This is a genomic window from Kribbella sp. NPDC051936 (genome assembly GCF_040680955.1).
Taxonomy (GTDB): domain Bacteria; phylum Actinomycetota; class Actinomycetes; order Propionibacteriales; family Kribbellaceae; genus Kribbella.
This window is the reverse complement of record NZ_JBFAXS010000005.1, coordinates 99,013-119,422: the sequence shown is the minus strand read 5'-3', so window position 1 is coordinate 119,422 and position 20,410 is coordinate 99,013. Positions and strand designations below refer to the sequence as shown.

The window sequence follows — 20,410 nt, the reverse complement described above, 5'->3', positions numbered from 1 at the left end:
AGCGTGACCACCGTGAAGACACCGCCGACGCTTGTGGAAGCGCTCGCCGAGCGCGGAGGCCGCCCAGGACCTGGGCGGTGGGGCTGGCTCGCGGCCGGGGTCTGGTTGTTCTACCTGTCCCAGCCGTTCGAGGAGATCATCCACCGGCAGGGAACGACCCGGGTCCTCGGTCTGGTCACGCTGTCGCTGTTCGCGCTGTCGTACCTCGGTTTCTTCGGCTGGGTCCGCTGGGTGGGCCTCGGCGCCGGCGGGATGCCGACCTGGCAGCGCCTGCTGTACCTCGGCGGCATGCTGGCCCTCTGCCTGCTGATGCTGCCTGCGGCCGGTCAGCAGGCGCTGACCTGCCTGGTCTACATCTCCGCGGTCGCGATGATGGCCGTCGATCTCCGGATCGCGATCGGCATCGTCGCGCTGCTGCTCGGCGGAGCCGAGTTGTCGATGCGGATCGTGCCGGGCTGGACCGACGACGGCAGCTACGGGTTCGCGATCTTCCTCGGCGCGCTGGCCGTGTTCGGGATGCGGCGGGCGATCCAGCGCAGCCTCGAGCTGAACGCGGCCCGCAAGGACATGGCCGAGCTGGCCGTCCAGGAGGAGCGGAACCGGTTCGCCCGGGACCTGCACGACATCCTCGGCCACTCGCTCACGGTCATCACGGTCAAGGCGGAGCTGGCCGGCAAGCTGATCGCGGCGAACCCGGCACGGGCGGCCGCAGAGGTCGCGGACGTCGAGAGCCTGGCTCGGGCCGCGCTGGCCGACGTGCGGGCGGCGGTGGCCGGGTATCGCGAGCTGAGCCTGGCCGGTGAGCTGGTCTCGGCCCGCGCCGCGCTGCAGGCCGCCGAGATCAGGGCGGACCTGCCGACCACGGTCGACGAGGTTCCCGAGGAGAACCGCGAGCTGTTCGCCTGGGTGGTGCGGGAAGGCGTCACGAACGTCGTACGGCATTCCGGCGCGAAGCGCTGCACGATCCGGATCTCGGCGACGCAGATCGAAGTACTCGACGACGGCAAGGGCCCGACGCCGGGCGGCGGCGCGTCCGGCCACGGGCTGGTCGGGCTGCGCGAACGGGCGGACCAGGCCGGCGCGAGTGTGCAGGTCGGTCAGGCGCCGGGCGGCGGGTTCCGGCTGGCAATGAACGTCGGGCTGTGAGGATGGTGCGGTGAGCATCCGACTGCTGATCGCCGACGACCAGGCTCTGGTACGTGGCGCCCTGGCCGCCCTGCTCGACCTGGAGCCCGACCTGGAGGTGGTGTCCGAGGTCGGTCGCGGCGACGAGGTGATCGACGCGGCGAAGAACGCCCGGCCGGACGTCGCGCTCCTCGACGTGGAGATGCCGGGGCTGGACGGCATCGAGGCGGCCGCCGCGCTGCGCGCCGCCGTACCGGGGGTGCGGGTGCTGATGGTGACCACGTTCGGCCGGCCCGGGTACCTGCGCCGCGCGATGGAGGCCGGGGCTGCCGGGTTCGTCGTCAAGGACACCCCGGCGACGCAGCTCGCGGACGCCGTACGACGCGTTCACCAGGGGCTGCGCGTGGTCGACCCGTCGCTCGCCGCCGAGACCCTGGTGGCGGGGACGAGCCCGTTGACGGGCCGCGAGTCCGACGTACTGCGGGCTGCCCGCGAGGGAGGCACCGTGGCGGACATCGCCAAGGAACTGCATCTGTCCGAGGGAACGGTGCGCAACCATCTCTCGGCCGCTATCGGCAAGACCGGCGCACGGACCCGCGCCGAAGCAGCTCGGATCGCTCTGGACAACGGCTGGTTGTAGCTGGTCTCTACCTCTAGGGTTACCTCAGGGGAGGGATCTGCGATGTCGATCGAGAGTTTCAGCGTTCGGGGGCGGTTGGCGGACACGGGTGAGGGGATCACCGCCGACGAGTTGCAGTTGGCGGCGCGGAATCACGGCATGCCGCTCGAGGGGCTGCGGTACGACCTGACGCCGCCGGGCCTGCATTACGTGCTGGTGCACTACGACATCCCGGCGACGAACGCGGGCGACTGGGTGCTGAGCGTGGACGGATGCGTCGAGCAGCCGTTGTCGTTCGGGCTGACCGAGTTGCGCGCGATGGGCCGCCGGACCGTCCGGGTCACGTTGGAGTGCGCCGGCAACGGCCGGGCGACGCTGCAGCCCCGGCCCATCAGTCAGCCGTGGCTGTCGGAGGCGGTCGGTACGGCGGAGTGGACCGGTGTGCTGCTCGCCGACCTGCTGCGGCTGGCCGGGCTGCGCGCGGACGCCGTGGACGTGGTGTTCACCGGCGCGGACCACGGGGTGGAGCGCGGGGTCGAGCAGGACTACCAGCGCGGCCTGTCGGTGGCGGAGGCGATCGACTCGGGCGCGATCGTCGCGTGGGAGATGAACGGCGGCCCGCTGCCGCCGCAGCACGGGTACCCGCTGCGCCTCGTCGTACCGGGCTGGTACGGGATGGCCAGCGTGAAGTGGCTGCGGTCCATCGAGGTGATCGACCACGCGTTCGACGGCTTCCAGAACTCCGTCGCGTACCGGATCCGGGCCGACGCCGACGACCCGGGCAGCGCGATCACCCGGATCCAGCCGCGCGCACTGCTGATCCCGCCGGGGTTCCCGGACTTCATGAGCCGGCACCGGTTCGTTGCCGCTGGCACCGTTCCGCTGTTCGGCCGGGCCTGGTCCGGATGGGCGCCGATCGAGCGTGTCGAGGTCAGCACCGACGCCGGCGTGAACTGGCACGAGGCGACATTGGATGCCCTCGGCAATGACGAGCTCGCCTGGCGGGCCTTCGCCTACGACTGGGAGGCGACGCCGGGCGAGCACGTGCTCACGGTCCGCGCGTACGACGCCGCCGGGAACGAGCAGCCGATCGAGGCCGAGTGGAACCGCGGCGGCTTCAGCAACAACACCGCCCAGCGGATCACGGTCCTGGTCACCTGAGCCACCGCGTGTCGCTGGCGCGTTCCTGCGGACCGCGGTCACATCCTGGAGACGTACACGGTTCTCACTTCCAGGAGTGGTGCGGTGAACGACAACCAGCTGCACGCGCGGGTCTTCCGGACCGCGGACGAGTGGTACGCCGACGTGGACGACGAGCTCGACCCACAGCCGGACAACCCCCTCTGGTGGGGTGCGTACGAAACCCAGCCCGCGGCACTGGAGGCAGCCTGCGCTCGCCTCGCGGCGTTCCGCCAGGCCTCCTGACCTCAGCCGAACGCGATCGCGACGCCCATCCAGAGGCACAGCAGGCTGATGATGATGCCGAGCGGCCAGGCCCACCAGGGCGTCGACCAGTCGACCGCCGCGGCGATCATGTACGACGGGTCCTCCGGGTCGGCGACCACGTCGATCCGGTCGCCGACCGCGGGCCTCGGGTCGAGATCATTGCCGCCGTCAACCTCGACCGGCACACCGTCGCCCGGCCGGGCCACTTTCACGATCACGTCGTCGTACTTGGACCACTTGTCCTCCTCGACCGAGACGACCACGGCCTGGCGGACGGGACCGTTCGCGACCAGTTGCTGGTTGTCGTTCCCGGCAGCGATCCCCAACGGCACGATCGCCAACGACCCGAGCGCAATCGGCACGCCGACCAGGATCCGCCCCGCCCTGATCAGTCCCTCGGCCCATCCGATCCGGCGCCGGCTCCCGGTCCGGGCCCGGTCCCGGGCATCCGCCAGCGCGCGCTTCAGCAGCCGGTCCCGGCGGGCCTGGCGGCGTTGCTCGAGCCGGTTCCACCACGCGAAGCGCTCGGCGATCCAGCGGGCGGGCAAACAGGCCCCGCCCGCGATCGCCGCGCAGACGAGCGGATTGTCGTACAAGAAGCTCGGCCGGGTCAGCCAGCCGACGAGATACAGGCCGCCGCCGGCCGCGCCGAAGAAGACGAGCAGAAACACCGCCTGCCAGCCGTGCAGGTCGTCGTCAGGCGTGCTCATCGCAACATCATGAGTGATGGACGCCCCACGACGGCCGGCGGTTTCACTCCGGTTCGTTGTGGGAGTCTCCGCCGACGCGGTACGGCGTGGTCACGCCCTCGTACATCAGGTGGGTCATCAGCCCCTCGGAGGCGTGCGGGAGGTTGTGGCAGTGGTCCATCCAGAGGCCGGGATTGTCGGCGACGAAGGCGATCTCGTACGTCTCCTTGTTGCCGACCTCGAGGGTGTCGACCCACCACGGCGAGCCGGTCGCCGCGACACCGTTGCGGGACAGGACGACGGCGTGGTGACCGTGCAGGTGCATCGGGTGCGCCTGGCCGCTGGTGTTGGAGATCTTCATCCGGACCACGTCCCCCTCGGCGACCATGAACATCGGTACGTCGGGGAACTTGTGGCCGTTGATCGTCCACCACAACCCCGGCACGCCGTCGAGGAACCCGGGCCGGCGCCCGATCCGGTACTCGAAGTTGCGGTCCGCCGCGGCCGGATCGAAACCGATCGGTGCCGCCGTCCCGTAGGTCAGCAGATCAACCGTCTCCGCGGGCAGCTCGCCCTTCGCCGGGTCACCCGGACCGATGCCGAGCGACAACGCCGACGTACCGGCCACGAGCCGCATCCCGCCCGCCGGCACCACCGCCTCCAGATCGACGCGGGCACCGGCCGCCAACGGGAACGCCGCGGTGACCGCTGCCGGCCCGTGGACGTCCCGTCCGTCGACCGCGACCACCTTGTACGGCGTCCCGGTCAGGCCGACCCGCAGGATCGCGTTGTCGGTGTTGATCACCCGCACGCGCGCCGTCGTACCCGGCTTCAGGTCGATGTTCGCGGTCCCGGTGCGGCCGTTGATCGTCCGCTTCCCGTCGTACGTGTGGATCGCGGCCACCACCTCACCGGGCGACGGCGGCGCGATCACGATCGAACCGAACAGCCCGCCCTTCACCTCGTCGCTCGACACCTGGTGCGAGTGGTACCAGTACGTCCCGGCCTGCTCCGCCTTGAACCGGTACACGTGCTTCCCGCCCACCGGTACGGCGTCCTGCGTCACCCCGGCGACCCCGTCCTCGGCGTTCGGCACGTCGATCCCGTGCCAGTGCAGCGTCGCGCCGTCCTCGACCGACTCGTTCACCAGCGTGACCTGGACGAGGTCGCCGACGCGTGCCCGGATCAGCGGACCCGGAGAGGCGCCGTTCAGGGTGTACCCGTCGACCGTTTCGCCGGACGCCAGCTGGAACCTCTGCTTCCGCGCGACGAGCGTGACGTCCACGTCCGGCGTCCCCGTCTTCGGTCCGGTCAGGTCCGCCACGCTCGTCCCGCCGTGGTGATGCTCGTGGCCTGACGACGGACCGCCGCCGTAGTCGGCGTACCCCATCTCCGCCGGGTCGTACTCCCCCGGGACCAGGCTGGTCGCCCAGAGGTAGCCGAGCGGTACGAGGACCGCCAGGGTAATCCCCAGAGCGACAAGCCGGCCCCACCGGCGCTTCTTGACGTCAGGCACTGGTCACAGGCTGCTTCGGTACTGCGGCCCGGCGCGCGGCCGCGCTCGCCACACCGGCGATCGCCAGCCCGTTGATGCCGTGCAGCAGGCCGAGCGCCGGCACCCCGAAGGACACCACCGCGAGCAGGAACTGCAGGACCACCAGGCCGACCACGATCCCGGCCAGCACCCGGCCGCGCGGGACGTCGGTCAGGAACGACACGATCAGGAAGGCCAGCGCGAGCAGCGCGATCACCGAACCGGCGATGCTGTGGTAGCTCTGCCCGAAGTTGCTGTAGTCGGCGCCGATCGAGGTGCCGTCGTCGGCGTCCTTCGCGATCGTGAAGCCGGCGAGCGCGATCGAGGCGACCTGCAGGACGACCGCGACCGCGATCAGCAGCCCCAGGACGCGGTACACGTTCCTCATGCGCGCCGCTCCGTCCGCCGCTTCCGCACGAACAGCACGGCCCCCACGATCAGCAGCAACGGCAGCACCGGCGGATGCCCACCGCCGACCACGCAGCCGACGGACGCCAGCACGGCGAACACGCCGAGCAGGGCCAGCAACGGGAACGGGATACGCCCTAGAGGCCCACGCGCAGCCCACGGCGGCCTGCTGCCGGGTCCAGGACCGCTGGTGTGAGCGGCGTCCTCCGGAGCCGTCCACGGCGGCTTGCTCCATCCCCACGGGCCGGCCCAGCCCTCAGTCCCCTCGCCACCGGCAGCCTGGTGGGACCCGGGCAGGTCGGCGAACAACGCCTCCAGATCCGCGCCGGTTCTGGCGCGGAGGGCCTGGTCGACGCGTTCCGAGTGTTCCTCGGCGCTCAGCCGGCCGGCTTCGTAATGCTCGCCCAGACGCTTGACCGCGTCCTCACGCTCACTGTCGCCGATGCGGATCGATCCGCCCGGCCTCTCGTCGCTCATGACACTCCTCGGTGCTCGTGGTCCTTCCAACGGCACCAAGACTGGCTTTCAGACCCCTTTCACCGCGTCGCCCCAGCGGCGACACCTCCGCTACCCCCGGAGGAGCACACTGCACCGCACGACGCAGTACGACGTACTCCCCCGGGCGTAGGACACCCCAGGGTGAACCCTCAGCTGTTCGCGGACAGGATCTGGTTCACGTCGTCGTTCGCCTTCGCGAGCGACGCCGGTTCGGCCTCGAACGACATCACCGCGTCCATCGCCGGTGTCATCACCGCGGTCACGTCGGCCGCGTTCGGGTTGGCCGGGTACGCGAAGACGTCACCCGCCTCGACCGGTTCCAGGAACGGCGTCACGTCCCACCCGCTCTTCGCGAACGCCGCCTTCGCGGCCGGCATGCTCGCCGCCACCGCCGGGAACACCACCCCCGCCTTCGCGACGATGTCCTGCGCGGTCTGCGAGCCGAGGAACTTCACCCAGGCCCAGGACGCGTCCCGCCGGGTGGTCCCGGCCCAGATCGTGTCCGCGAGCCCGTTCATCATCGACATCCGCTTCCCGACCGGACCGAGCGGCAACCGGGCGAGCTTCGTCTTCACCTGCTTCAGCCCGCCGTACGTGCCGAGCATCCAGGACCCGTTCGGCGTGATCGCGTACTTGCCGGCGCCGAACGAGGTGGTCACGTCCACACCGGACTTCGCCTGCGCGTACGTCGGCATGTACCCCTTGGTGATCAGCGAGCGCCACCACCCGATCGTCTCGGTGAACTTCGGGTCGCCGTAGAAGAACTTCGTCCCCCACGGCTCACCCTCGGAGTACTTCCAGCCGTTGCTCGCGGCGTACCAGCTCCAACTGGTCTGACCGTCACCGCCGCCGGCGTCGCCGTACCCGAGTCCGTAGACCTTGACGTTGTCCTTGTCGAAGCCCGGCTGGTCGCCGCGGCGGCCCTTGGAGTCCACCGTCAGCCGGCGGACGACCTGCTCGAAGGTGCCGCCGTCCTGTGGGTTCCACGTCATCGAGTTGAGCTGCTCGGTGCTGATCCCGGCTGCCTCGGTGAACGCGCTGTTGTAGAAGTAGACCTCGGTGTCCCAGTCCTTCGGCAGGCCGTACCGCTTGCCGTCGTTGCCGATCCAGCGGTCCGCCAAGCCCTTCTGGTAGATGCTCAGATCGACGTTGTCGCGGGACACGTAGTCGTCGATCGGCAGCACCTGCCCCTTGTCCGCGAACAGCGGGTACTTCGACGAGTGCCCGGTGAACACGTCCGGTGCGGTGTCCGAGATGAACCCGGTGACCAGCTTCGACCAGTAGTCGTTCCAGCCGTACTGCTCGATCTTCACCGAGTACTGCGGGTTCTGCTCGTGGAACACCTTCGCGCACTCGGTGTACATCGGCAGCTGGGCGGAGTCCCACAGCCAGTAGATGATCTCGCCGTCGCCGCGGGCCGCCGCCCCGTTGTTGCACGCGGCAACCGACGGTACGGCGAGCGCGGCCAGTCCGGCCTTCAGCAGGGTCCTGCGTGAGATGTTCGTCATTTGATCCCCGAGAAGCCGATGGAGTTCGTGATCCGCTTGGCGAACGCCAGGAACAAGATGATCATCGGCAGCGCCGCGATCAGCGTCGCCGCCATCAGGCCCGCCCAGTCCGGGCCGCCCTGCGGCGTCTGCGACCGGAACACGCCCAGCGCGACCGTCAGCACCCGGACGTTCTCCTGCTGGCCGACCAGCAGCGGCCAGAAGTAGTCGTTCCACGAGTTGATGTAGGTCAGGATCGCCAGCGTCGCGATCGGTGCGCCGCTCATCGGGATGATCAGCCCGAAGAAGATCCGCCGGTGCCCGGCGCCGTCGATCATCGCCGCCTCCTCCAGCTCACGGTTGATCCCGAGGAAGAACTGCCGGAGGAAGAAGATCGCGAACGGCGTCATGAACGCGCCCGGCAGGATGATGCCGGCGAAGCTGTTCAGCAGCCCGAGGTTCTTGATCAGCACGAAGTTGGGCAGCGTGGTGAAGATCGGCGGCACCATCAGCGCGGCCAGGAACAGCGCGAACACCTTGTCCCGCCCGGGCCAGCGCAGCCGCGCGAACGCGTACGCCGCCATCGCACTGAAGAACACCTGGCACACCGTGGTGATGGTTGCCACCACCAACGAGTTGCGCAGGTACAGCCAGAAGTTGACCGCGGCGCCGGAGCCGCCCTGGGCCTGCGCCTCCTCGATCGTGGACAGCCCGAGCACGCGCTTGAACGCGCCGAGCGTGGTCTCCACCGGCAGCAGCGAACCCGGGTGGCCTGGCAGCTGGGTGTTGTCGGAGAAGGCCGTGCGCAACATCCAGTAGAACGGGAACAGCGTGACGATCAGCAGGATGAACAGCAGCACCCAGGCGACCGTACGGCCGACGCTCACCTGCCGCCTCATGCGAGATCACTCTCCTTGGCCCGCAGCAGCCGCAGCTGCACCAGGGACACGACGGCGAGGATCGCGAACAGCACCAGCGCCATCGCGGACGCGTACCCGAAGTCGAACCGGGTGAACGCGCGCTCGTAGATGTAGTAGTAGATGACCCGGGTCGCGTTGATCGGACCGCCCTGCGTGGTCACGGCGACCGTGTCGAAGATCTGGAACGAGCCGATCATGGTGACCACCAGGACCATCACCAGGACCGGCCGCAGCAGCGGCAGCGTGATCCGCCAGAACGTCTTCCACTCGGTCGACCCGTCCACCTCGGCGGCTTCGTAGACGTACGCCGGGATCGTCTGCAGCCCCGCGAAGACGAGCAGCGCGGTGTACCCCATGTGCCGCCAGACGTTGATCCCGGCGACCGTCGGGATCGCCCAGTGCGAGTCGCCGAAGAACGCCACCGGGTCGATCCCGAGCCAGCTGAGTCCCTGGTTCACGATGCCGACCTGGAAGTCCAGCATCCAGTACCAGACGAGCGCGACGACGACGTTCGCGACCAGGTACGGCGCCAGGATGACCGCGCGGACCGTGATCGACTTGGTCAGCCGGTACATGACCATCGCGATGCCGACCGCGAGCACGGTCTGCACGCCGATGTTGATCACGACGTACTCGACGGTGACCACGAGCGCGTTCCAGAAGAAGCTGTCGTGGAGCATCCGCTCGTAGTTGGCCAGGCCGTTGAACTTCGGCGCCGACAGCAGGCTGTACTCGGTGAAGCTCAGGTACGCGCCGCGCAGCGTCGGCCAGATGTAGAACACGACGAAGCCGAGCGTGGCCGGAGCGAGGAAGATCATCGCGACCTTGAGGTCGCCCAGGCTGCGCCGCCTCCCCGGCGGCGCCGCCTGTTCCCCGTGACTTCGTTTCCTGGTAGGTGGTGCGTTGGTGGTCGCGGTCACGGGGGATCTCCTACTCTGTCTTCTCTGTCCGGCGATCGGGCGGGCTTACCCGATCCCCCTTTGTTCAGAGCACTGTCACGTCCAGCAAGATCGCGCTCTCGGGCCACTGCGCCGGCATCAGCACACCGACCGAGGCGAGGGCGGCGCCGTTCAGCTCCACGCGTCCACCGTCGGCCGACCAGGCCGCGGAGCGCGACTCGGGCCCGGGTGTCGCGACCTTGCTGATCCGGTACGTCCGCTGCGGATCGAGCCCGGGCAGGCGAACCCGCCCGACGGCCGAGGTCACCGACTGCTTCGTCTGGACGACGCTGAACACGGCACGTGCACCGTCCTGCGCGACGACGCCGTGGACCAGCACGTCCTCGGGGCCACGGTCGGCGCGGACCACACGGCCGGAGTGCAGCAACGGCCGCAGTTCCTTGTGCAGCGCGACCCAGCCCTTGAGCTCCGCACGCTCCTCGGCGGAGGCCGACGCGATGTCCCATTCGATGCCGAAGTGGCCGAACAACGCGGTGATCGCGCGGAACGACAGCGTCTGGGTCCGGCCGGTGGTGTGCGCCCGCGGCGGGCCGACGTGGCAGCCGATCAGCTCCGGCGGCAGCAGGAGCTGGGTGTAGCGCTGGATGGTCTGCCGCTCGAGCGCGTCGTTGCTGTCACTGCCCCAAATCCGGTCGGTGCGCTCCAGGATGCCGAGGTCGACGCGAGCGCCACCGGACGAGCAGGACTCGATCTCGAGCCCCGGGTGCCGGCGCTTCAGCTCGTCGATCAGCCGGTACACGGCCAGGGTCTGCGCGTGGATGCCCGCCGTGCCGGTGTGCTGGTTGCCGCCGTCCACGAAGTCGCGGTTGTGGTCCCACTTCAGGTACGCGATGTCGTACTCGGACAGGATGCTGTCCAGCCGCTCGAGGATGTACTCGTACGCCGCCGGGACGCCGAGGTTCAGGCCCTGCTGGTGGCGTGCGGTCGGCGGCATCCGGTCGCCGGCGGCGAGGATCCACTCCGGGTGCTCGCGAGCCAGGTCGGAGTCCGGGTTCACCATCTCCGGCTCGACCCAGAGCCCGAACTGCAGGCCGAGGCCGGTCACGTGGTCGACCAGCGGGTGCAGGCCCTTCGGCCAGATCCCCTCGTCGACGTACCAGTCACCGAGCCCGGCGTGGTCGTCGCGCCGGCCGCGGAACCAGCCGTCGTCCAGCACGAACCGCTCGGCCCCGACCTCGGCGGCCGCGTCCGCGAGCGCCTTCAGCTTGTCCAGGTCGAGGTCGAAGTAGACCGCTTCCCAGGTGTTCAGGACGACAGGGCGCTCGGTCGCCGGGTGGTTCGGGCGGGCCCGCAGGTAGTCGTGGAAGCGCTGCGAGACCTGGTCGAGGCCGACGCCGTACGAGCCGTAGATCCATGGGGTGCTGTAGGTGCCGTCCGGCGCGATGCGGCCCTCGCCCGGCAGCAGCAGCTCGCCGCCGCCGATCACTCCGTACCCGCTCATGCCGCGCTCGGCGTACGAACGGTGGTTGCCGCTCCACGCGGTGTGCACGCCCCAGATCTCGCCGCTGCGGAAGCCGAAGCTCTCGGTGCCGGCCAGCAGCAGGAGGGTCGCGTCGGCGCCGGTGCGGCCGCGGCGGTTGTCGCGGATGTGCGCGCCCTGCGTGAACGCGTGCCGCTGCGGGTGCCGCTCGCCGATGTGCCGGCCGGTCATGTCGAGCAGCTCTGTCGCCTCGGTCGGCACCGGCAGCGCCAGGTACAGGCCGTCGACCGTGTACGGCGTCGTGCCGGTGTTGGTCAGGTCAGCCTGTGACCTGACCAGGCCGGAGCCGGTCAGCTCGACGGTCAGCAGCAGTCGCAGACCGGCCTTGGCGTCGGCGGCGCCGACCCGCACGGTGTTGCCGGTCTGCGCGACGCTGGTCAGTTCGAAGCTCGCCGAGAAGTCCTGGCCTTCGCGGTGCCCGTTCAGGCCGGGGAGGCCGAACCAGCCGGACGAGTACTCCGGGACGATCGCGATCGGACGGTTCTCGTCCAGGCCGTTGCCGTCCTGGACCGCACCCGCGCCGCGGCGCAGCTCCAGCAGAGCGTTCTCGGTCAGCTCGCCCAGGTCCGCACCCCAGTGCAGGACGGACGGGAGGCCGGGACCGGAGCAGTCCAGCACCAGGCTGACGCCGCCGGCACGGAGCTGCAGAATCTCGATGTTCGACACTGTTGATTCACTCTGCTTTCTGATTGATTTCAGGACGGAACTATTTACCCCGCCGAGCCGGTTGTCAATGCTTCACGAAGTTAAGTAAATAGCTTAGAGCTGACATCGCTGTCAGGACAGCGGCTTTGGCAACCGCTTCCCCAGCCGCGGTCAGGCGGCGCCGAGACTCCGTCTCCGGACGGACCGCAACCAGCCGTCGACCCGGGCGACGTCGGGCGTCGCCGGGAGGACCGTGTGCTGCAGCGCTTCGTCGAGCTCCTCGTGCAGGGTGAGGCGCCAGCGTTCGACCTCGTCCCAGGGCAGCTCGCCGCGCTTGACCGCGAGCAGCCGCTCGCGGTGCGGGCCGACGTCGACGACGAGGGTTGCCTCGAGCAACAACTCGCGAGCGGACAGCAGCAGCCGGATCAGGTGCATGACGTGCTTCCACTTCGGCCTGCCGTCGCGGCGGAAGTCGGTCTCCAGCTTCTTGAACTGGCTGAGCACGTAGCCCGAGTACGTCTGGTAGGCCAGCTGGGACAGGAAGGACCGGCGAAGACTCACGAGTTCCTCGCCCAACGCCGTCTGCTGGACAACGAGCGGAGAATGCAGAACCTCGAGCAGGTTCGGGTTCGACTTCAGCGCGAGCTCACAGAACCGCTCGACCTCCCAGGAGAACCACTCCGGCTCGGGCCCGTCCACATGGGCCGGCGGTTTCGCGAGCGACCAGAACGCCTCGGTCGGAGCGACGTACACACCACGGGTGTCGGTGTCCGAGTCGTCGGTGTCGAGCCCGAAGGCACGCGACCCGACGACCGCGGCATAGATCGTGTGCTCGCGCACCAACCGATCGCCGTCCGGCTGGTCCAGCTCGATCGCCTCGTCCTGGTACGCCGTCCGCAGACTGAGCTGATCGCGCCGCGCCACGGTCTCCCGCCCGTCGACGAGCCGGACTGTGTATCGGCCGTCGGCAGTGATCCCGGCGACCCGCCGGTCGCCCCACGCTGCGCCGAACGGCCCTGGTCGTCGGGTGCCGCGACGCGCAGCACCACCTGCGTACCCACCGGCAGTTGCGGACCCATACCGGCATCGTTCCATCCGCGTGGTTGATCCATTGACAAATTTTTCTGTCAAGTGGAGATTGAAGGCATGCTGCGGTACGTCGAGGAGCCCGACAAGGTGCGGCTGGCGCTGTCGCCGATTCGGCGGCGGCTGCTCGACCTGCTGCGCGAGCCGGCGTCGGCGACCCAGCTCGCGGCCGCGCTCGACCTGCCGCGGCAGCGGGTCAACTACCACCTGCGCGAGCTGGAGAAGGCCGGGCTGGTCGAGCTCGTCGAGGAGCGGCGGCGGCGCGGGTTCACCGAGCGGATCCTGCGCGCGTCGGCCTTGGTGATCGATCCGGCGGTGATGGGGCAGGCGTTCACGCAGGGCCAGGACCAGTACGCCGCCGAGCACCTGGTCGAGGTCGCCGCCGGCACCGTGCGGGACGTGGCGCGGATGCAGAGCGCCGCCGACGCGGACGGGAAGCGGCTGCTGACGTTCACGCTCGAAGCGGAGGTGCGGTTCGCGGAGCCGGGCGACGTCCACCGGTTCACCGACGCGCTGACCGCGGCGATGCAGCGTGTGGTCGAGGAGTTCGACAGCGAGGGCGGGCGGCCGTACCGGTTGATCGCGGGCGGTCATCCCGCGCCCCGCCGTACCGAGGGAGGGACATGAAGATCGTGGTGACGGTGGCCGCGCCGGTGGCGACGGTGTGGGACGCCCTGCGGAACAAGGACAAGATCCGGCACTGGCACGGCTGGGAGTACGAAGGCGGCCTCGACGAGGAGATCGACCTGATCTACTTCACCCGCGCGGTCGAGGACGGGACCACGCTGCGGCTCGGCAACGGCGACGAGTTCGCCGTCGAGGCCGTCGACGGCGGCTCCCGGGTCACGCTCACCCGCGCGCCGCTGGGCGCGGACCCGGACTGGGATGCGTACTACGACGACGTCACCGAAGGCTGGATCACCTTCCTGCACCAGCTCCGCTTCGCCGTCGAGCGCCATCCCGACGATCCCCGGCGCACCCTGTTCTATTCCGGCAACGGCGCCGTGTCCCCGATCGACGAGCTGCACATCCCGGCCGGTGACGCCTTCGAGCTCGACCTGATCGGGGAACGGGTGACGTGCGAGGTCTGGTACCGGTCCGACCACCAGCTCGGCCTCACGGTCGATGCCTGGGGCAACGGCTTGCTGGTGCTCAGCCACATCCCGCCCGGCGACCAGAAGCCGGACGGCGCCACGATGGCGATCCTGTCGCTGTACGGCGACGTGGACCGCGACGCTGTCGACGCCCGCTGGCGTGCCTGGTGGAGCGAGCGCCGGCCGGAGGAGCTGGAGCTCCCGACCGAGCCCTGAACGAGCCCTGACACTGCCGTGACAGCGCGCAAACGTGTCAGCACACTCGGTCTACCGGACAGTGTTACCGGGAAGTATCTTGCCGACAGTGATCGAACGATCACTGAACTCCGGCGAGAGAGGCCTTCCGGTGAAACCATCCAGAAGTCGTCGAGTGTCAGCCGCAATCCTCCTACTGTCCCTGACCGGGCTCGGCCTGGTCGCTCCCCCGGCGCACGCCGACGGCCCCGGCTCCGGGACGCCGTACGTCGTGACCGTCGGGGACTCCTACATCTCGGGTGAGGCCGGCCGCTGGGCCGGGAGCTCGAACGACTCCGAGACGCCGGCCGACGCGCTCGGTTCGCACGCCTACCACGACAACGCGAGCCACACGGCCGAGGTGATCCCGCGGTGCCACCGCAGCCTGTCGGCGGAGGCATACATCGGCGGCGGGGTCGGCGGCCTGAACCTGGCCTGCTCGGGTGCGCGCACCACGACCTCGACCGGCGACTACTTCAAGCCGGGCATCGACTTCTACGACGACGGCGCCGGCCACCAGGGCCAGGCGAAGATGCTGCAGGTCTTCGCGGCGACCCACAACGTGCGGCAGGTCGTCGTCTCGATCGGCGGCAACGACTTCAACTTCGCGTCGATCGTCACCCAGTGCGTGCAGGACTTCCTGCTCTCCCCGTCCTGGAACCCCGACTACTGCCGCGACGACTCGTCGGTGGTCGCGAACTTCACCTCCGCCAACATCACGACGGTCCGCGGCAAGATCGCGACGGCGTTCCAGAACGTCCGGACGGCGATGCGCAACGCGGGGTACGGCGACAGCGCGTGGAGCCTCGTCGTCCAGACGTACCCGTCGCCGATCCCGGCGTCCAGCGGCTTCCGCTACGGGCAGTCGGGCTACACCCGGCAGAGCGTCGGCGGCTGCGGCTTCTGGAACGCGGACGCCGACTGGGCCAACGCCACCGCCCTCGTCACGATCAACAACACTGTCCGCGCCGCGATCGGCCAGTCCGGCCTCGGCAACGCCCGCCTGCTCGAGCTGCAGTCCGCGTTCAACGGCCGCCGGCTCTGCGAGAAGACCGTCGGCCTGTACGAGGAGGTCGGCCTCAGCTCGTGGACCCAGCCGACCGCCGTCGACAGGACCGAATGGATCAACCAGATCCGCACCGTGACGACCGTCGGCTCGAACTACTACATCCAGGAGTCCCTGCACCCGAACTACTGGGCCCAGCTGGCGCTGCGCTCCTGTGTCCGCCAGACCTACAACCAGAACCGCGGCGGCACCTGCACCATCTCCGGCACCGGCCTCGCCAACGGCGAACCCCGGATGACGCTCAACTGACCGGCAGCGACGCAGACACGAAGCGGCCGCCGCACCCCTCGCCCGGGTACGGCGGCCGTTTCAGCTGTTAGGTCAGCTCAGGTTGAGACCCGTGTCGTCGATGACGAACGAGGTCTGCAGCGAGCTGTCCTCGGTGCCCGTGAAGCTGATGGTCACCGTCTGACCGGCGAACGACGAGACGTTGAACGACTTGAGCGAGTAACCGCTCGCCTTGTTCAGGTTCGAGTACGTCGCCAGCGTGGTCGAGCCCACCTTCACCGTGAGCTTGTCGTACTGCGTGGTCGTGGTGGTCTCGGCGGAGTCGATGTGCAGGTAGAACGACAGCGTCGCGCTGCACCCGGCCGGGATCGCCACCGACTGGCTCAGGGTGTCGGTGTGGGTCGTGCCGTAGCCGTCCAGCCACGCCTTCCAGGTGCCGCTGCGGGCCGGCTGGGAGGCCGTGTTGTCGATCACGCCCGCCGACGCCGACCACGGGGCCGCCGTACCGGTCTCGAAGCCCGGGTTGCCGAGCTGCTGGCCGGAGCAGCCACCGGTGCCGCCGATCGTGAAGGTGAACGAGGTGTTGCCGGATCCGCCTGCGCTCGCGGTCGCCGTCACGGTGACGTTGAACGTTCCGCTCGCGGTCGGCGTCCCCGACACGGTGCCGGTGGACGAACCGATCGTGATACCGGCCGGGAGACCGGTCGCGGACCAGGTGTACGGCGCGGTGCCGCCGGACGCGGTCATCGTGAACGACGCGATCGCCGTACCGACCGTGCCGGACTTGTTGCCCGGGTTCGTGACCGTGACGCCGCCGGAGGTGGAGCAGGTCGGGTCACCCGTCTGCGCCGGCACGCTGACCGCGTCCCAGGCCGCCTTCACGGTGTTGAACTCGGCGCAGCTGCCCGGGTACAGGTTCTTGGCCGCGGTCAGCGTCCAGGTCCGGTACTTGAGGTACGAGCTGCTGCTGGTCTTCATCAGCATCGCGTTGTACATGATCCGGATGGCCTTCTGGATGCCGATGCCGGTCACGGTCGAGCTGTTGCAGGTCGGGCTCGTCGGGGAGCCGTTGCTGCCCTGCGAGAGCAGGTAGAACCAGTGGTTGCCCGGACCGGCCGCCGCGTGCACCTCGGTGCCCGGGATCGAGCTCGAGTAGCAGTTCGGGTCGCCGAGCGCGGACGGGTTGTACATGTTGCGGATCGGGCCCTGGCCGACCAGGTTGACCTCTTCACCGACCAGGAAGTCCGGCGGGTCGTACGACGCGCCCTGGTTGCTGTAGTACTCGGTCGCCGCGCCGAACGTGTCCGCGACGAACTCCTGCGTCCCGCTGCCGGAGATCCCGCCCGGCGTGTGGTCGTCGATGCCGTGACCCATCTCGTGCGCCACGACGTCGAGCGAACCGATCCAGCCGCCGGCGGTGTTCTTGCCGATCTGGACCTGCGTGCCGTCGTAGTACGCGTTCTGGTCGTTCAGCCCGACCCGGATCGGCCAGGCGCCGCCGCTACCGTCCATACCGTTGCGGCCGAGCCAGTCGGTCAGCATCTTCTTCTCGGTCTGGGCGGCGAACAGCGCGTCGACGCAGCCGGTCTCCTTGTTGGTCGCCGTACCGTTGCCCCAGTTGTCGTCCGGGCCCGAGAACGTGGTGTTGTTCGCGGCGTCCTGGCAGGACAGGTTGGTGGTGTTGGGGTCCTTCATCGAGTACGTGCTGCCGGACAGGGTGGTGTCCAGGTGCAACGGGTTCGGGCCGCTGTAGACCGCCGTACCGTTGCCGGCCATCACGTGTTCCTTGGTACCGAGCACCTTGCCGCTCTGCGCGTCGACGTACACCGACAGGCTCGACGGCTCGTGGCCGTTACTGCCGGTGACCCGGGACTGCCAGGCGAGCTTCGGCGTACCGTTCAGGGCGTAGACCGCGAGCGTCGGCGTGGTCGACTCCTTGACCTGCTTCAGCTGCTTGTTCGCGGTCTGCTTCGCGGCCGCGGAGGTCACCTTGGCGGTCGTGGACAGCTCCGGTACGGCGGTGGTCTGCGCGACCGAGGTGTACTTCACGGCGCCCTTCGCGTCGGTGACCACGACGAAGTCACCACCGACGACCGGAAGGCCCTTGTACGAACGCTCGTACGGGACGTACTGCAGACCGCTCTGCTCCGAGATCACCGGCTTCGCGACGAACTTGTCGTCCTTCGAGGCGTGCAGGGCGCTCGGCCGCCCGGCCACCAGCGAGGACGCGGAGTCGACCGCGAACGCCTTCGACTCCGCCTGGGTCGGCCGTGGCGGGGGTGCCGCACTCGGGGCCGCGCCGGCGGCCGACGTGCCGAGCCCGGCGAGTGCCGCCGCCGCGAGGCCGGTCAGCCCCAGGACGACAGCAGGTTTGCGGGAACGCTGGAACAAGACCATGGATGTGGTCCCTTCACGATGCGGTGCTGGGCGGGTTGCGCCTCGCCGGACTGCAGTCGGTGCACCACTCCGGCTGGAACCTCCGGCCTACCCATCGACCGGGCCGGCGGAGGACCCCTGTCCATTCAGCCCCGATGGATCGCGCGGAGGGACACTATGTCCGCCACCGCGGCCGGGCAAGGCGCTGTCGTGCCGTTGGCACCCCGATGACAACTGACCGCGTTGTCATGGCTACCAAGCGCTGACAAACCCGCCCGAATCTGAGAATCATCACGGCCGGCCCGGACCGGTGAGCGGCTTGTCGCGGAGGGTGGTCGGGTGGGACTGCCGGTGGTCTGGGGCGGGTGTGAATGGCAGAATCGCGCCGACGGGATGGCTGCCACGGGTGCGACGCGCCGGCGGCGGGACCGATCGCGATCAGACGACGCCGGCTGGGGTGTGAGTGGAAACCGAATTCGTGCTGTCGCTCGGAGAGCAGCAGTGGACGCTGCCGGCCGGGACCGACACGATCACCATCGGCCGCGCCTCGAACGCCGACATCCGGCTGCAGGCCGACGACCAGATCTCCCGCATCCACGCCCGCCTCGACCGCGACGGCAGCACCTGGACCCTGTACGACGAGTCCCGCAACGGCACCGGCCTGAACGGCCGCCGCCTCACCAGCCCGACGCCGCTCACCACCGGTGACAAGATCCACATCGGCCGCTCGGTCCTGACCTTCACGAAGTCCAGCACCCCCTCCCCGCGCACCGACCCCACCCCACCGCCGTCCTCGGCAGCTACGCCGCCTGCCGCGTCCGCCGCAGAACCCTCGGGACCACCGCCTTCGAGGCCGCTGGATCCTGCGCCGCCGTCCTCGGCCTGGATGCCAGCTGCGGCGTCCGCCGAAGAAGCCGCTCCCGCGGAGCCGCCGTCTTCCGCATCGCCGGCCGCTGCACCGCCGTCCTCGGCACCGGTGCCACCTGCCGCGTCCACCGCACCGCCGTCAGCCGCCGACAGCTGGCTCGAGGCAGAGCCGCCCTCGCCCAACAAGTACGGCGCCCCCACGCCGCCGCCCCCTCCCCCCGCGGCCAGCTCGTCCGACCGGGCCAACCACGCCCCGGCCGACCGGTCGGGCGGAGAGGGCAGCGCCTTCGTCCCGACGCAGCAGGCACCCGACGCCGACCGATACCCGCCGGTCGGCGACTCCCATCCTGACCACAGCCCGTTCGCACCGGCGGCCGACCAAGCCCGCACCGACAGCAACCCGTTCGCACGGGAGCGGGCGGGCGACGCCGAAGAGTACGGAGCCGACAGCAACCCGTTCGCACGCGAGCGCGTGGACGACGCGGAGGAGTATGGCGCCGCGGGTGTGGTTCCTGGGTTCGAGCGGTCGGGTGACGGCGGGACGTGGGCGGCGTACCCGTCGGCGGACAGCGCGGAACCGGTCCGGTCCCCCTGGGAGGTTTCCGGCCAGATCGACCACGCCGAGCCGAACTGGAACGAGTCGGCCAGCTGGCCCGACCCCACGCCGCCCGCAGCCGACCGCCGGACCACGCCCGACGCACGAACCGGCACAGACCCAAGAACCGGCACGGACCAGCGAACCGGCACGGACCAGCAGACAGGCACAGACCGCCGGACGGGCGCCGACCGCCGAGGCGCGTCGCGGGACCGCCGCGCAGCTGGAACTGACCGCCGCTCGACCACCCCGCGGCCCGGAACCGAAGGCTACGACGGCTACGGCACCGAACAGCCAAGCAGGCGCCCATCCGAGCAAACAGCTCGCGCGCAGCGGCTGCCCGCCACGGATCGCAGTACGGACGACGACGAGGTCGGGACCGTACGCCTGGCACGGGTGCTCATCGCAGCCGGCGGCGTGATCCTGCTCGGCATCATCGTGAACCTCATCGTCACGTTCCTCGCCGACGGCCCCGACGGAGCACTTCGCTGGCTCGTGCCGCCCGGCATCGCGCTCGTCGTCGCAATGGTCCTCGCACTGCTCGACGCAGCCACACCAACGACCCGCCGCCGAGGCCGCCTGGACGTGTCGGTGCTCGTCGCGATCGCGGTGGTGCTCGCCGGCGTCGGTGTCGGCGGGTTCGCGCTGACGGCCGGTGCGGAGTACGTCGGCGGCTACCTGACCGGCAACGAGTCCGGCGAGGACCGGCTGATCAAACCGGTCGCGAAGGCCGGCTCCGGCATCACGATGACGGTCGAGAACGTCACGTACACGAGCCATTTCACCCGCGTCGAGGTCAAGCTGACCAGCACCGCCAAGGAGGCGGTCAAGATCCCGATCGACGGGACGACGTTCACCGCCGCCGACGGCACCGCCCTGCGCGCCGACCCCGGCAAGAGCTCGTGGCCGAGCCGGATCGCGGCCGGCGGTACGGAGCACGGCACGATCACGTTCAAGGGCCACCTCCCGGACAGCGCCGACGCGGCCGTCCTCACCTTCAAGTCCGGGAGCACCACGTTCGCCGTCCCGGTGGCCCTCAGCCACTGAAGTACAT

18 protein-coding genes are annotated in these 20,410 nt (G+C 69.7%); 8 read left to right on the top strand and 10 right to left on the bottom strand.

The window, feature by feature from the left end:
• The first annotated feature begins 12 nt into the window (after positions 1 to 12).
• From AB0L64_RS18145 to AB0L64_RS18130, 4 genes are all read left to right on the top strand, one after another.
• Complete coding sequence (locus AB0L64_RS18145; RefSeq protein ID WP_363711338.1) at positions 13 to 1,146, top strand: sensor histidine kinase; 1,134 nt, start codon at positions 13 to 15, stop codon at positions 1,144 to 1,146.
• 10 nt (positions 1,147 to 1,156) lie between these two features.
• A complete protein-coding gene (locus AB0L64_RS18140) occupies positions 1,157 to 1,765 on the top strand; it encodes a response regulator transcription factor (RefSeq protein ID WP_359936679.1) in 609 nt (202 codons plus the stop codon).
• Between the two features lie 42 nt (positions 1,766 to 1,807).
• Positions 1,808 to 2,905, top strand: coding sequence for a sulfite oxidase (locus tag AB0L64_RS18135; RefSeq protein WP_363711335.1), 1,098 nt, complete (start codon positions 1,808 to 1,810; stop codon positions 2,903 to 2,905).
• A gap of 84 nt (positions 2,906 to 2,989) precedes the next feature.
• Positions 2,990 to 3,169 (top strand): hypothetical protein, encoded by a 180-nt coding sequence (locus AB0L64_RS18130; protein WP_363711333.1) that lies wholly within the window; start codon positions 2,990 to 2,992, stop codon positions 3,167 to 3,169.
• Between the two features lie 2 nt (positions 3,170 to 3,171).
• Here the strand turns inward: AB0L64_RS18130 and AB0L64_RS18125 are convergent, their stop codons facing one another.
• From AB0L64_RS18125 to AB0L64_RS18085, 9 genes are all read right to left on the bottom strand, one after another.
• On the bottom strand, positions 3,172 to 3,900 hold the full coding sequence (locus AB0L64_RS18125; RefSeq protein ID WP_363711331.1) for a hypothetical protein: 729 nt from the start codon (positions 3,898 to 3,900) through the stop codon (positions 3,172 to 3,174).
• A gap of 43 nt (positions 3,901 to 3,943) precedes the next feature.
• Complete coding sequence (locus AB0L64_RS18120) at positions 3,944 to 5,395, bottom strand: multicopper oxidase family protein (protein WP_363711329.1); 1,452 nt, start codon at positions 5,393 to 5,395, stop codon at positions 3,944 to 3,946.
• Positions 5,388 to 5,801: a hypothetical protein gene (locus tag AB0L64_RS18115; RefSeq protein ID WP_363711327.1), complete on the bottom strand. Its 414-nt coding sequence runs from the start codon at positions 5,799 to 5,801 to the stop codon at positions 5,388 to 5,390. The genes AB0L64_RS18120 and AB0L64_RS18115 overlap by 8 nt, the downstream gene beginning before the upstream one ends.
• Complete coding sequence (locus AB0L64_RS18110; RefSeq protein ID WP_363711326.1) at positions 5,798 to 6,298, bottom strand: DUF1707 domain-containing protein; 501 nt, start codon at positions 6,296 to 6,298, stop codon at positions 5,798 to 5,800. The genes AB0L64_RS18115 and AB0L64_RS18110 overlap by 4 nt, the downstream gene beginning before the upstream one ends.
• Before the next feature lie 170 nt (positions 6,299 to 6,468).
• Positions 6,469 to 7,827, bottom strand: a complete 1,359-nt coding sequence (locus AB0L64_RS18105) for an extracellular solute-binding protein (protein WP_363711324.1) — start codon at positions 7,825 to 7,827, stop codon at positions 6,469 to 6,471.
• Entirely contained in the window at positions 7,824 to 8,705 is an 882-nt protein-coding gene (locus AB0L64_RS18100; RefSeq protein ID WP_363711322.1) for a carbohydrate ABC transporter permease, read from the bottom strand. Before AB0L64_RS18100 ends, AB0L64_RS18105 begins: the two co-directional genes overlap by 4 nt.
• Positions 8,702 to 9,646, bottom strand: a complete 945-nt coding sequence (locus AB0L64_RS18095; RefSeq protein WP_359936704.1) for a sugar ABC transporter permease — start codon at positions 9,644 to 9,646, stop codon at positions 8,702 to 8,704. The genes AB0L64_RS18100 and AB0L64_RS18095 overlap by 4 nt, the downstream gene beginning before the upstream one ends.
• 64 nt (positions 9,647 to 9,710) lie before the next feature.
• Positions 9,711 to 11,831 (bottom strand): alpha-galactosidase, encoded by a 2,121-nt coding sequence (locus tag AB0L64_RS18090; RefSeq protein WP_363711320.1) that lies wholly within the window; start codon positions 11,829 to 11,831, stop codon positions 9,711 to 9,713.
• A 150-nt stretch (positions 11,832 to 11,981) separates the two neighbouring features.
• Positions 11,982 to 12,734, bottom strand: coding sequence for a nucleotidyltransferase domain-containing protein (locus AB0L64_RS18085; protein ID WP_363711318.1), 753 nt, complete (start codon positions 12,732 to 12,734; stop codon positions 11,982 to 11,984).
• Positions 12,735 to 12,956: 222 nt separating this feature from the next.
• Between AB0L64_RS18085 and AB0L64_RS18080 the strand changes: the two genes are divergently transcribed.
• The 3 genes from AB0L64_RS18080 to AB0L64_RS18070 all read left to right on the top strand — a co-directional run bounded on the left by AB0L64_RS18080 (position 12,957) and on the right by AB0L64_RS18070 (position 15,539).
• On the top strand, positions 12,957 to 13,523 hold the full coding sequence (locus AB0L64_RS18080) for a helix-turn-helix domain-containing protein (RefSeq protein WP_363711316.1): 567 nt from the start codon (positions 12,957 to 12,959) through the stop codon (positions 13,521 to 13,523).
• Complete coding sequence (locus AB0L64_RS18075; protein WP_363711314.1) at positions 13,520 to 14,206, top strand: hypothetical protein; 687 nt, start codon at positions 13,520 to 13,522, stop codon at positions 14,204 to 14,206. Before AB0L64_RS18080 ends, AB0L64_RS18075 begins: the two co-directional genes overlap by 4 nt.
• 154 nt (positions 14,207 to 14,360) lie before the next feature.
• Positions 14,361 to 15,539 carry a hypothetical protein gene (locus AB0L64_RS18070; RefSeq protein WP_363711312.1) on the top strand — a complete coding sequence of 393 codons (1,179 nt, stop codon included), beginning with the start codon at positions 14,361 to 14,363 and terminating at the stop codon, positions 15,537 to 15,539.
• 72 nt (positions 15,540 to 15,611) lie between these two features.
• Here AB0L64_RS18070 and AB0L64_RS18065 read toward each other — a convergent pair whose 3' ends face one another.
• On the bottom strand, positions 15,612 to 17,915 hold the full coding sequence (locus AB0L64_RS18065; RefSeq protein WP_363711310.1) for a M4 family metallopeptidase: 2,304 nt from the start codon (positions 17,913 to 17,915) through the stop codon (positions 15,612 to 15,614).
• 442 nt (positions 17,916 to 18,357) lie between these two features.
• Here AB0L64_RS18065 and AB0L64_RS18060 point away from each other — a divergent pair, with 442 nt between their 5' ends.
• Positions 18,358 to 20,403 carry an FHA domain-containing protein gene (locus AB0L64_RS18060; protein WP_363711308.1) on the top strand — a complete coding sequence of 682 codons (2,046 nt, stop codon included), beginning with the start codon at positions 18,358 to 18,360 and terminating at the stop codon, positions 20,401 to 20,403.
• The last annotated feature ends 7 nt before the right edge of the window (positions 20,404 to 20,410 follow it).